Source organism: Yersinia proxima (assembly GCF_902170785.1).
In the GTDB taxonomy this organism is placed as follows: domain Bacteria; phylum Pseudomonadota; class Gammaproteobacteria; order Enterobacterales; family Enterobacteriaceae; genus Yersinia; species Yersinia proxima.
Genome location: NZ_CABHYG010000004.1, coordinates 634,875 through 646,744, shown reverse-complemented (window position 1 = coordinate 646,744; position 11,870 = coordinate 634,875). Strand labels below are relative to the sequence as shown.

The window sequence follows — 11,870 nt, the reverse complement described above, 5'->3', positions numbered from 1 at the left end:
TTGAAAAATAGCGGATGCACGTTGGCCTCTTATTCGTAAATTATATGAATAAATAAAATCGACTTTATACGATAAAAATAGATCTATTATCGGTTGCTTTTATAATTAATTCAGAATATTGAATCTTGCTAGTGACTATTTAATAAGATATGTCTTGTTTTTTTAGGATAGCGTTCAACTTTGATAAATTTTAATAGCAATTAATTTCTCATTTTTATCTTTTTTTAAAAGGTTTTTTTTAATGTAACATAATGATTTTAAATGTCATTCTGTTTTTGCTAAATGTCTTTTCACTTTAAGATCTGTTGTGGTCTGCTTTTACATCATAGGATTATTCCCAGCACGACAAGGTGTGTCTGAATTACTTTATCTATTGGTATTGATAACATGATTATCAATAGATTGATGCGCTGTGTTCGTTTGTTTAATCTCAAGGGTAATCCAATGATTTCAGTTGTATCTTTAAGTCAGTCATCATTTTTTGGTGCAGGATTAGACTATATAGTCTCGGATGTCATGCCACTCAGAAAATCTAATCATTTAATATCGCTAAATAATTTTACTGATATCGCTGAGGCCTGTGATTATGTTGAGACGCATAGCGTCGACTTCTTAATAGTAGATTATACCTGGCCAGGTGAAAACTGGTTGAATATGATAATTTCATTGAAAGAACGGATGAGATATCATCCTTTTAAAATAGTCAGTATTATTGGCGAGAAAATTCTTGAAATAGAACACATTGTTATTAAACAAACCTCTTATCTATCTTTTGATTTATACAATAGTATTCAAGGGTTAGAGTTAGTCCTTTCTGATAGTACAACCATTAAAGGACGAAGTAATAATAACATCAACATTGATGATATTCTCTATATTTATTATTTGAGAAAATTCAAAATTACGCAAAGAGAATATACAATACTTAGTCTGATTTTATTGGGTGACAATAATAAACGTATTTCACAGAAGTTGGATATTAGTGAAAAAACGGTGAGTGGTCATAGACACAGTATTTATATTAAACTAAAAGTTAAATCGGTAGGGCAACTTTATAATAAATTGCTTAATCAGGCTGTGTGTTGCTAGTCTCCGTTAATTAAGACTTGATATGATTTTAAGACATTTTTTTATCAGATCATTTGAGTCGGATTTTTTGTGGATATAGGCATAAAACGATACTAAACCATCATTTGAGAAGGGGAGAGGGGACATGCGTACATTGAATTGCTGTGCTAAGAATGACTGCATCATGAAAGGAAAAATCGCTAAGTAGTCTGTATTGGCGATTAAGGTTACCGCATTGAGCGAGTTGGTTGTTTGAATTTTAGCATTATTATTATTGACGTGAATATCTTTAAACGAGCGCCCCGGAGCAAATAAAGCCCCTTGCATATTGAGATTCCAAATTAAGCGTTGTTCCTGCAACCAATCATCTTTGCTTACGTCACCAGAAATTCGGCTATGGGAATTACTTAACAAAATTCCAAGTGGAAATGATCCCAAATGATAACTGACTAATGACCGATCAATATTCAAAATAGAGCCAATGTCGATATCTACTTCACTATTTCTTAACCGTGATACTCGCTGTTCGCTGCTATAGTAGCTATCAACATATTTGATAGTGAAACTCTCACTAATATCGCCGTCCTGTGAGAGTTTGTATATTTGACAACTCAACCAATGTTGAATTAATGGGTTGGCACTGATTGTCAGTGAGCTTTGGGCTGAATCACTATTCTTCCCGGCAGCAATGGCATTATCAATCAGATCTGCGGCAGATGAAAAATGACTGTTAAGTGTTATTGCAAGTGTGGTCGGAACCAAACCGTCTTTGGTATTAATGACAATCCGGTCATTGAATTCACGTCTTAAACGAGCAAGACCGTGGCTAACCGTTGAAATTGCGACATCCAGCTCTTCTGCTGTGCGGGTAACACTACGAAACTCAATCAGGCATTGCAGCAATTTTACCAGATTGTAATCAAATTTTTTCATATGCCAGCCCGCATTGAAGGTTTATATAAAGTATATAGCACGATAAAACCAAATTATTCATTTTGGGCTGGCAGGGGCAGAGATAGCGCTAAATTTTTAGTTATCGATATTTAGACTCGCGCTTTAATGGCTTGCTGTAACCATTTATCCAGCTCGTTGGCAAATTGCTGGCGATCGCGCTGATTTAAGGTATTAGGGCCTCCAGTTTGAATACCACTGGCGCGCATGGTGTCCATAAAGTCGCGCATATTCAACCGCTCACGGATAGTATCTGGAGTATAGCGTTCACCGCGCGGATTTAAAGCAACTCCTCCTTTCTCAATCACCTCGGCCGCCAACGGAATATCTGCAGTGATGACCAGATCATTTTTTTCGACGCGCTGCACGATTTCGTTATCAGCAACATCAAAGCCAGAAGCAACTTGTAGTGTGCGAATAAACTTTGACGGCGGGGTTTTTAGTGGTTGATTCGCCACCAGCGTTAACATCATGCCGGTTCGGTCTGCGGCACGAAATAAAACTTCTTTAATAACATTTGGACAAGCGTCCGCATCAACCCAAATTTGCATCAGTGATGTTCTCCAGCAGCCAACCAGTCTTTTACTGGCAGAAAATCGCGGTACAGTACCGCTTCAGCGCTGTCTGCTGCCGGTTGGTAATTATATTCCCAGCGCACCAGTGGTGGCATGGACATTAAAATAGATTCTGTGCGACCACCGGTTTGTAAACCAAATAACGTGCCACGATCCCAGACCAAATTAAACTCAACATAACGGCCCCGACGATAAAGCTGAAATTCGCGCTCACGCTCGCCCCAACTCAGAGTTTTGCGCCGCGCGACAATCGGCATATAAGCATCAAGGAAACCGTCGCCCACTGCTTGAGTAAAGTTGAAACAGGTATCAAAGTCCGGATTATTTAAATCATCGAAGAACAAGCCGCCAATACCTCGGGCTTCATTGCGGTGCTTAATATAAAAATAATCATCACACCATTTTTTATAACGCGGATAAAATTGTTCACCAAAGGGTTGGCACAGATTATAAGCAGTTTGATGCCAGTGAATGGCATCTTCTTCAAAGCCATAGAATGGGGTTAAATCGAAACCACCACCAAACCACCACACCGGATCTTCGCCAGGTTTTTCAGCAATAAAAAAACGCACGTTGGCATGGCTAGTGGGCAGGTAAGGGCTATTGGGATGAATCACCAGCGACACGCCGAGTGCCTGAAAACTGCGCCCAGCCAGTTCAGGACGATGTGCGGTGGCTGATGCTGGCAATGTTGCGCCTGAAACATGTGAAAAATTCACCCCGGCTTGCTCGAAAACCGCCCCTTTGACCAATACCCGACTGCGGCCACCGCCACCTTCTTCACGCACCCAATTCTCTTCCGTGAATGTAGCACTGCCATCAGCGTCAGTCAGAGCGGCACAGATTTTATCCTGCAAATCCAGTAGGTAGGTTTTGATTTGGGCGATATCGGGTAAATTCATCAGAAGGGTTCTAGTTAGCTGGAAATTTTCAGAGGCTAAGTATACCGCGATTTGCTGCCATTGTTGTACTCTCGATGTGGAGTTGTGCTGAGTGGGTTGGAATCCGACAAGATTTATCCAGCTCTCCTATCATTACGTACTATCACTATGGGAAATATCACTTTATTATTGCGTGATATAATTTTGTGTAATGAACAGCATATCCATTTGACTCAAGGGTGCGAATATCCATGGAAATCCGTGTATTTCAGCAAAGTGATTTTGAAGAAGTGATTCTGCTGTGGGAGCATTGCGACTTGCTGCGGCCCTGGAATGATCCGGAAATGGATATTGAACGTAAACTAAATCATGATCCCGAATTGTTTCTGGTGGCGGAAGTCAGTGGCGCGATTGTTGGCTCGGTAATGGGCGGTTATGATGGCCACCGAGGTTCGGCTTATTATCTGGGCGTTCATCCTGATTTCCGGGGACGTGGCTTTGCCAATGCGCTGATCAGCCGTCTGGAAAAGAAACTCATCGCCCGCGGCTGCCCAAAGCTGAATATCATGGTGCGCGAAGATAATGATGCGGTGATCGGCATGTATGAAAAGCTGGATTACGAAACCCAAGACACGATTATGTTGGGCAAACGGCTGATTGTGGATCAGGAGTATTGAGGGTTTAGTTGGTTGAATTTAAAAGATATTTAATTTTTAATTCACTTCTGATTCAATAGCACCACTGGCCGAAATGACCGAGCAATAGATAAGGTGATTTTGGCCTTTATCTCAAAAATTTTAACCGCCAATTTTTATGTTTTCTGCTGTTTCTCTCTCCTCAAATCGACCTTATTTGCCATAACTTATCCATGCGCATAGATAAATAAAATCTTTTTTGCCACACTCTTGCCACAGTTGGAAATAAAAGAGTGCAGAATGGCGACGATCCGCAAGCGTGGTGCCTATCAATGGGAAACTCAAATCCGTAAACGTGGCTTCCCGTCACAAACTAAAACGTTTAATACCAAAGCTGAGGCTGATGCCTGGGCAAAAATGGTTGAGTCAGAAATGGCTCGTGGCGTGTGGCTTAGTCGTAGCGAATCGGAATCGACAACGCTATATGACTCGCTTGTGCGTTATGAAAATGAAATTGTCGTCAACAAAAAGGGAGCGGTGCAAGATAGGTCTATTATCCGCATCTTTAAACGGCAACCATTAGCCAGATGTTATATGGCCAGTATTCGTAGTGCCGATGTCGCCAAATTAAGAGACGAATGGCTAAAAGACTATGCGCCGGCTACGGTGCTACGTCGCTTATCTCTGCTTTCCCACTTATTTAATATTTCCCGCAAAGAGTGGGGAATGGAAAGCCTGATTAATCCTGTTGACCTGATCCGTAAACCCCAGCCGGATAATGCCCGTACACGGCGTATAGCGGTTGAGGCTGTGCAAGCCATAGACGAATCAGATAATAAGCTCAAAACGCCAAGAAACACCGCTCAGGACGAAATCGAGCGGATTATTACCAATACTCAATCTCCGATATTGCCATCAGCGGTTTGCCTGGCGTTAGAAACGGCTATGCGACGTGGTGAAATTGTTGGGTTACGCTGGAAATATGTCGATTTAAAGCTGCGTGTCGCTCATCTGCCTAAGACGAAAAATGGCGATTCGCGTGATGTGCCGCTTTCTTCAAAAGCGGTGGCCGCATTAGAAAAGTTAAAGGTTATCGCGGAGGCCAGGGAAGAGGACGAGAATTCAACTGATGATCGGGTATTTAAAGCCCGAGTTGACGCAATAAGCTGTGCATTCGATAGAGCCAGAAAGCGTGCTCGTAAACTGTATGAGCAAGAATGTGCTGCTTCAGGAAAGAAAGCCAACTCAGATTATTTACTGGATTTGCGATTCCACGATTTACGCCATGAAGCCACATCACGTCTGGCTGAAATCTTTCCCATGCACGAACTCACAAAAATAACTGGCCACAAAGACCCTAGAATGTTGATGAGATACTATCATCCTAGGGCAGAGGATTTGGCGAAGAAGTTAATGTAAAAAAATCGTATGTTATTGCAATAAGAGCAGAATATTGCCAAGTCAAAATATAAAAATCAATTTTTTCGATGATTAGCTTTTTTCTTGGCCTAAGCATCACATATTTTCTTCATGGTTTTTGCCCCAATATACGCCACAACAATATTATGATTTCTTTGATCTACTCTAAAATGTATACGCCCTGCAACATTACCCGTAAAGCGAATATGCCAGTCAAATAATTCTTCAGAAGATGTATCTTCATCGAAAACCCAACATAATCTTTTCCTTGTTTCTCCCTCAGGACTTTCTTTTGTTGAAAATACAGGCCATAAACTTGGAACTGTCCAATTAATCGCATCTTTAGATAAGATTTCTAAAGCCAAAATAGCATTAGTAAATGGTAATCCACTGTTTTCTAAACTCTTAAGATCTTTTTTTACTCTAGGAAGAAAGCGTAGTTTTGGGTATAAACTAGCTCTCTCAGACCAAATTTTTTCAACATCCGGGACACTACCTAACCCCAAATTTCTCAACCATTGTGTATGTTCTTCTAAGTGATTTTCGTTACAAGCATTTTTTACTCTACTATTATGACTAATTATCTCGCCATTATCATCTAGGGTAGAGTAAATAACTTTTACCCAGGATCTACTCCAATCATTATTGAAATTAAAGCTAACCACTGCAGTATCTAATACCATAGCCCATGCTAGAGCACTTGACTGTATACCATTTCCCTCGGTACGGAGTTCTGAGCAAATTACTTCTTCTAAATATTTTTCTACTTCAACAGAGAATGGCGAATAATCATTAAGCATACGGATAAAGGCCCACTCTTCAGTGTAATTATTGCCACGTAATATTTGTTGTAGAGAATAATTATTAGAAACTAAATACAGATGAATAGGTGTGGCTGTATTTATGGCTATTTTCTTATTTATCTTTCTAATGCCTTTCAATACATTAATTAACTCAAGCGCAGCAATTTCTGCATCATTGAATGAGGTTTCTTCATAAAAACGTGATGCATCATCTAGAAATAAAACGGACATATTCATATCTATATATCAAGAAGCTCATCAAGAGCTTTGCTCCATTCGTCAAAGAAACCCTCAGGCCATTCACTGAACCGCCCATTGGAATATAAAACCGGTGAAATAATAGATGTTTCACCACCCTCTATATCACGAGAGAAGAAGTGAACGGAAACATTTTCATTGTTAATTAGATTGTTTTTTGTTGCTACTCTTATTCCATTTAATAAATGGTCGCTATGAGTTTCAACAATAATTTGTACATCATCAGCAGCACAACAGGCTAATAATGTACCTAAGGCAAACTGACCACGAGGATGGAGATGAGCCTCAGGATTTTCGAGTAGTAATAAGCTATTTTTTTTTGCAGACAAGCAAGCAACAATTATAGGAAGTGAATATGTTAAACCAAAACCTACATTTGATGGTCTATGCTCTCTACTTGTGGAATCTACAGAAGAACCAGTATAAGAAAACCGTAGAGATGTTGCATCTGCTAATTCCAACGCTACAGCGCGTGGGCGAACGCCTGGGCTCAAAAGTTGGAGCCAACCTGTAGTTTGATCAAGTAAGCTTTCAGTAGGAGCTATTTGAGCTAAAAACTCTGATGATAAGCTTGGGTGTTCTTTAGGGAATAAACGAGAAGTGGATATTTTATTTGTGCCATTTCTTAGCAAATAGTCAATAGTGTATTGACCATTGCATCCAAGCCAACCTTCAATTTGTTCTGGCGTACTTGCTTGATCATACTGAGTTGCTGGAGTTATTCTATCCGCTTGTATAAATTGAAAGCCATTTGAAAATGCATCGATGATACTTCCGACATCCCCTTCTGTTGTCAGGGATAATGTATCGGCATCAGGTAGTGCAATAGCAGAAAATTTAACTGTACCAGAATCCATTAATAAAGTTAAAGAAATTGTATCATCATCAGCATTTTCGAATCGTACATCTTCGCTTTTCCCTAATTTAATCAACTCTCCACGGAGGATAAGATTTTGGTTCGTCTTATCCTGTTTTAAGCTTTGTTTTAGCAAAGCCAAGGCTTGTAATATAGAGCTTTTTCCCGAGCCGTTAAGACCAGTTAAAACTGTTAATGGAGACAATTGTATAGATAATTGTCGGGCAGATTTGAAATTATGCAATTCAATTTTATCGAACATTTTAAACCTCGTTGCAAATTCGTTTTAAAGCATTGATCCTAGCATTTGAAGATTCAGCTGAACCCGTTCCATAAAGCAAGGATTGTACGAAAGCAGTATCAAAATCAAGAGCTTCCTTAAAGTATTTTTCAAAAAATACTTTGTTAGATATTATTTTTGATAGATTTTTTTCGTTAAGAGAACCAAATACTATTAATTCTGCTTCAAATAGTCCTCTGTTTATTGGTTTTCGTTGTTGATCCCCAATACTTTTTCGGAATGAATGTTTTCCAAAAACTTTATATGTAGCATCAATAGCATGAAAAAAAGCATTCCTAGCCTCTTCCCACTGACTATCATCCCATTGGCTTAATATTTTTTCGACAGTATAGTTAAGGAACTCATCTAAAGTTTGACCACTTGGCCTATTGTAAGGTGCATCTAATTGCCAAAGACAAATAAATCTGAGTACTAATTCCATATCTTGCTGTCTGAGTCTTTGTATTTTATCTTCTGTAGCTGTTCTAAATTCTTTACTATCAGCAAGATTTCTTAATATATCTCTCCAATGTCCAGGGAATATGGCATTCCTTATTTCTTGAGCATTTAGTGGCATTCCGCCCTGGTTTAATCTAGCGAAAACATTAAATTTAACAGCTGCGGGAGTGTTAGCTCGAATTATATTTGTAGAAATTTCTAGTTCTGAAATTCTTCTCTGGAATTTTCTATCAAGTTCTTGGAAGGTGCATTCTTCAATATCTTTAAGATATTGTAACCCGACTAGCTTTAGGGGAGGGTATTCTGTACCAGTAGCAAAATTCAATATTTTCACATTTTTGAAATGGAATATAGCACACAACCGTTGTAAGCCATCAACAACTGCGTATCCTCCATTTCTATCTTCACTAAAATAGAATGATGGCAAAGGAATGTTTAATAGAATTGATTCTATTAGTCTAGATTTTCTCTTATTATCCCAGATATTGGCTTGCCTCTGGAAATCTGGTGTTAAGTCTAGTTCATAATTTTCTAACCTGTCTTCTAATGAACTAATAGTCATTGCCTTTGCAATAATATCAATCTTACTAGGATTAAATGGTACCTCAATATGAGTATCAGAATCTCTATCCCCATCCGGCTCTAAACCATCTGCATCTATTTCAGAATGCATCATTTTATATTTCAGATGAGAAGGATTTATAAAATTATCATAAAGTCTTGGTTCAAAATCTAACGCCGCCGATTTGAAACCTGGAGATATATCTTCAAGTGCAGAAAATAATGAGGAAATACTTTGACTTTCATCAAGTGAATTTATTTTTTGAATCACTTGGCTACTGTAATTATTAACACCTAAGACTGGCATGGCCGCAATTTCTGAATATAACTTGCTTTGTTGTGTAACGATATCCATTTTTGTAATTGAACGAGGCAGTGTTACTCCAATTTCTACATGAACTGTTTTCGTATCACTATATTCCACGCCTCCAGAAATGTCTAAAATCTTACCTAGAGCCCTAATACCTTGAGTCCAAGGAGTTTTTCCCCCTTTCTTGTTATTAGTTCCAAGCCAAATGATAGAAATATCGTTTAGTCCGATATCCTTAGGTACTTGCTTACATTTCACCGAAATATAGAATGGCAGTGAAGAATAGCTGTGACATGCATCAATTTTTTTGATGACATCTTCGCTATCAATACCTAGTCTCATTATAAAGTAATTAGTCACGGTTTAGGCTTCTATATGGCTATTTGTTTAATAGGTGTAACTGTTGTCTCGGATCTGATAAATTTTTCACTATCCGTATTATGCTGCTGATAAATTTTTCTTAATACTGAATCTAATGGAGGAAATAGATTTCTTCCGAGTTTATCGACTCGCCTTAGAATACCTTGTATGGCATTGGGACTTAAGAAATAAATATCATCTGTGATATTTTTATCTATCACGTCAATTAGCATGGATGTAATAGCCTTTTGGGGCGCTGATGATACTGGCATTGTGGCAAAAAAATCACCGAATGCAAGACCACCTGACTTCCATTTAAGATCAATTTCTTTATCTGAAAAATTTCTAATTTCATTTTGTGCTGATATATGCGTACCAACTAAACTTTTTAAATGTTCTTCTATGCAGTTTTCATCAATATTTTTGAGCTGAGAGCTTTTGTTATCAAGTATTTTTGAAATCCGCTTTGCGATCCATTCAACAACAGGAACACAAACTGCATTACCTATAGCATGATATCGGTTACTTTCAAAGCTGCGCATTGAAGTAACACCATTAATATTAGGTATTGTCCAGTTATCGGGGAAACCCTGTAAACGTTCGCATTCCAAGGGAGTTAATCTACGTACTGCTCTTGGGTATGTAACATAAGTCCTTGCCCAGTCTAGCCCTGTATGACGGCCAGAAGTAGCTGAAATACAGTAAGAAAGTTGTGCCACGGATATGCCTGATACAGGACATTTAGATTCAGTTAAGAATCCTTTTCTTTCTTGCTTAGGTATTGGCACTATTTCATTTTCAAATAATGTTTCTATCGCATTTGATGGTGATCCTTTCCAAGCACAAATAAAAACTCTTGGTCTAGATTGCGGAGCACCAAAATAACGGGCATTTAATACTCTCCATGCAACGGCATAACCTAATCTAGTAAGTGATTTTATGAGAGTATTGAAATCAGCACCTTTATGGGAGTTAAGCAATCCAGCAACATTTTCTAATAGAACGACTTGAGGAAGATGCTGTGAAACTAAATCTAAAAATGTAAAAAACAACCCTGACTGGCTACCTTTTAAGCCATTCCTAGTTCCATGTGGAGTTCTTGCAAGCGATAGGTCTTGGCAAGGAAAACCAGCGGTCCATATGCCCGCCTCAGGGATTTCACTAACATTTAATTGGCTAATATCTTTAGATATTTTAATGCCTTGCCAGTTTTTTTCTAAAACATTTCGACAAAAAGCATTATTTTCACAAAAAAATGTTGGAACAAAACCATTTTTTTCAAATGCTAGATCAAACCCACCAATACCGGAAAAAAATGAATTTATTTTCTTGTTGTAAATATTCTTATTTGTTTTTTTAATATTTGTCATTATTTATGATATCTTCATTTTTTAAGCTAAAACACATTGTGTATAGATATGAAAGTATTTACTTTTGAAAACTAATTATCATATAGGAGTTACCCTCGAATTATTTCCATTTAAGGCTATATCTTTCCCACCAAAACGACCGTGCTGTGCTTTACCTCGCGGTTTTTTGCGTGTAGTGCTAACTTTATGAATGACTGCTGAAAAATCAATTCTCTCGGCTTTCATTTCGCTTAATAATACAGCAATCAAAGCTAAGTGATGTGGAACTACACCACTACTTGCATAGTTAGAAACTGAATTTCTATTCATGCCAATGAGGTCTGCGAAAGCTCTAACACTAAGACCCGCTTTATCTAGTTCTTCAATAAATTTTTCGTAGGTCATTGTTGTTCCCTAAAATAAATTATAGACATAGGGTTGGATTTATGCGATTTTTACACATAAATTTATGTGAGTCAAAGAGTTTTTACGGCTAAAATGGCTTAAGCTAGATAGGTTCAGACAAAGATAAAACATATTTTTAAAGATGACATACAACGCGTTTATTTTTTGTTTATTAATGGCTCTTTTTGCGTAAATGATTTAACCCACACCCCATTAACCTTCACTGGTTCCGGCAATCCAAGATCTCTATTCTCTTGAGCTGCTTTGGCTACAGCTGCGGCCATCAGCCTGTTGGCTTCTTCTCTACCAATTAGGTCGATAATAGACTTTGCCATATTCTTCTCCCCTGAAGGTTAATAGATACTAACCTAGCACTGTTTAGTATAAATACAAGCCGATAGGAGTGATATGGATACTATTTCACGAGAGCCTACAACTGTAGCTGTCATGCTGGTTGAGGAGTTTATTAATCCAGCCAATATTAGTCAGCCTATGCTTGCGGAAGAGCTTGGGCTTTCTATTGAGCGGGTTAGGGCGATCTGTGAAGGAACTGATCGGATAAATGCTAAGGAAATATCTCTGCTAGCAGCATTCTTCGATACTAATCCCGAGTTTTGGTTTAACGTCCAGGATAATCATGAGCGGTGGGTATTACGAAATAAAAAAACCAGCGTCTGATTGCTACGCTGGATTTGCTGAA

13 protein-coding genes are annotated in these 11,870 nt (G+C 38.4%); 4 read left to right on the top strand and 9 right to left on the bottom strand.

All coding sequences use genetic code 11. The features are described from left to right. Window positions 1–444: 444 nt before the first annotated feature. On the top strand, window positions 445–1,089 hold the full coding sequence (locus FTB31_RS05000) for a LuxR C-terminal-related transcriptional regulator (protein ID WP_227720064.1): 645 nt from the start codon (window positions 445–447) through the stop codon (window positions 1,087–1,089). 6 nt (window positions 1,090–1,095) lie between these two features. Here the strand turns inward: FTB31_RS05000 and FTB31_RS04995 are convergent, their stop codons facing one another. From FTB31_RS04995 to hemF, 3 genes are all read right to left on the bottom strand, one after another. Beyond that, window positions 1,096–2,001, bottom strand: a complete 906-nt coding sequence (locus FTB31_RS04995; protein WP_077173772.1) for a LysR family transcriptional regulator — start codon at window positions 1,999–2,001, stop codon at window positions 1,096–1,098. A 110-nt stretch (window positions 2,002–2,111) separates the two neighbouring features. Next, window positions 2,112–2,570 (bottom strand): YaiI/YqxD family protein, encoded by a 459-nt coding sequence (locus tag FTB31_RS04990; protein ID WP_050076279.1) that lies wholly within the window; start codon window positions 2,568–2,570, stop codon window positions 2,112–2,114. Further along, window positions 2,570–3,496 carry an oxygen-dependent coproporphyrinogen oxidase gene (gene hemF / locus FTB31_RS04985; protein ID WP_050076277.1) on the bottom strand — a complete coding sequence of 309 codons (927 nt, stop codon included), beginning with the start codon at window positions 3,494–3,496 and terminating at the stop codon, window positions 2,570–2,572. Before hemF ends, FTB31_RS04990 begins: the two co-directional genes overlap by 1 nt. 230 nt (window positions 3,497–3,726) lie before the next feature. Between hemF and FTB31_RS04980 the strand changes: the two genes are divergently transcribed. Both FTB31_RS04980 and FTB31_RS04975 read left to right on the top strand, forming a co-directional pair. After that, window positions 3,727–4,152: a GNAT family acetyltransferase gene (locus FTB31_RS04980; protein ID WP_005172297.1), complete on the top strand. Its 426-nt coding sequence runs from the start codon at window positions 3,727–3,729 to the stop codon at window positions 4,150–4,152. A 258-nt stretch (window positions 4,153–4,410) separates the two neighbouring features. Continuing rightward, a complete protein-coding gene (locus FTB31_RS04975; protein ID WP_227731170.1) occupies window positions 4,411–5,529 on the top strand; it encodes a site-specific integrase in 1,119 nt (372 codons plus the stop codon). A gap of 89 nt (window positions 5,530–5,618) precedes the next feature. Here the strand turns inward: FTB31_RS04975 and FTB31_RS04970 are convergent, their stop codons facing one another. The 6 genes from FTB31_RS04970 to FTB31_RS04945 all read right to left on the bottom strand — a co-directional run bounded on the left by FTB31_RS04970 (window position 5,619) and on the right by FTB31_RS04945 (window position 11,505). Then, a complete protein-coding gene (locus tag FTB31_RS04970; RefSeq protein ID WP_227731169.1) occupies window positions 5,619–6,563 on the bottom strand; it encodes a hypothetical protein in 945 nt (314 codons plus the stop codon). A gap of 8 nt (window positions 6,564–6,571) precedes the next feature. Further along, complete coding sequence (locus tag FTB31_RS04965) at window positions 6,572–7,708, bottom strand: AAA family ATPase (RefSeq protein WP_227731168.1); 1,137 nt, start codon at window positions 7,706–7,708, stop codon at window positions 6,572–6,574. A 1-nt stretch (window position 7,709) separates the two neighbouring features. Next, on the bottom strand, window positions 7,710–9,416 hold the full coding sequence (locus tag FTB31_RS04960) for a DUF262 domain-containing protein (protein ID WP_227731167.1): 1,707 nt from the start codon (window positions 9,414–9,416) through the stop codon (window positions 7,710–7,712). Between the two features lie 11 nt (window positions 9,417–9,427). Next, complete coding sequence (locus FTB31_RS04955) at window positions 9,428–10,786, bottom strand: DNA cytosine methyltransferase (protein ID WP_227731166.1); 1,359 nt, start codon at window positions 10,784–10,786, stop codon at window positions 9,428–9,430. 78 nt (window positions 10,787–10,864) lie between these two features. Then, window positions 10,865–11,170: an XRE family transcriptional regulator gene (locus FTB31_RS04950; RefSeq protein ID WP_227731165.1), complete on the bottom strand. Its 306-nt coding sequence runs from the start codon at window positions 11,168–11,170 to the stop codon at window positions 10,865–10,867. 158 nt (window positions 11,171–11,328) lie between these two features. Beyond that, window positions 11,329–11,505 carry a hypothetical protein gene (locus tag FTB31_RS04945; RefSeq protein ID WP_227731164.1) on the bottom strand — a complete coding sequence of 59 codons (177 nt, stop codon included), beginning with the start codon at window positions 11,503–11,505 and terminating at the stop codon, window positions 11,329–11,331. A gap of 73 nt (window positions 11,506–11,578) precedes the next feature. Here FTB31_RS04945 and FTB31_RS04940 point away from each other — a divergent pair, with 73 nt between their 5' ends. Then, window positions 11,579–11,848: a helix-turn-helix transcriptional regulator gene (locus FTB31_RS04940; protein ID WP_227731163.1), complete on the top strand. Its 270-nt coding sequence runs from the start codon at window positions 11,579–11,581 to the stop codon at window positions 11,846–11,848. Window positions 11,849–11,870 lie beyond the last annotated feature (22 nt).

Bases quoted from the DNA above. Each gene is read 5' to 3' on its own strand.
- FTB31_RS05000 (WP_227720064.1), top strand. From the start codon at position 445: ATGATTTCAGTTGTATCTTTAAGTCAGTCATCATTTTTTGGTGCAGGA.
- FTB31_RS04995 (WP_077173772.1), bottom strand. From the start codon at position 2,001: ATGAAAAAATTTGATTACAATCTGGTAAAATTGCTGCAATGCCTGATT.
- FTB31_RS04990 (WP_050076279.1), bottom strand. From the start codon at position 2,570: ATGCAAATTTGGGTTGATGCGGACGCTTGTCCAAATGTTATTAAAGAA.
- hemF (WP_050076277.1), bottom strand. From the start codon at position 3,496: ATGAATTTACCCGATATCGCCCAAATCAAAACCTACCTACTGGATTTG.
- FTB31_RS04980 (WP_005172297.1), top strand. From the start codon at position 3,727: ATGGAAATCCGTGTATTTCAGCAAAGTGATTTTGAAGAAGTGATTCTG.
- FTB31_RS04975 (WP_227731170.1), top strand. From the start codon at position 4,411: ATGGCGACGATCCGCAAGCGTGGTGCCTATCAATGGGAAACTCAAATC.
- FTB31_RS04970 (WP_227731169.1), bottom strand. From the start codon at position 6,563: ATGTCCGTTTTATTTCTAGATGATGCATCACGTTTTTATGAAGAAACC.
- FTB31_RS04965 (WP_227731168.1), bottom strand. From the start codon at position 7,708: ATGTTCGATAAAATTGAATTGCATAATTTCAAATCTGCCCGACAATTA.
- FTB31_RS04955 (WP_227731166.1), bottom strand. From the start codon at position 10,786: ATGACAAATATTAAAAAAACAAATAAGAATATTTACAACAAGAAAATA.
- FTB31_RS04950 (WP_227731165.1), bottom strand. From the start codon at position 11,170: ATGACCTACGAAAAATTTATTGAAGAACTAGATAAAGCGGGTCTTAGT.
- FTB31_RS04945 (WP_227731164.1), bottom strand. From the start codon at position 11,505: ATGGCAAAGTCTATTATCGACCTAATTGGTAGAGAAGAAGCCAACAGG.
- FTB31_RS04940 (WP_227731163.1), top strand. From the start codon at position 11,579: ATGGATACTATTTCACGAGAGCCTACAACTGTAGCTGTCATGCTGGTT.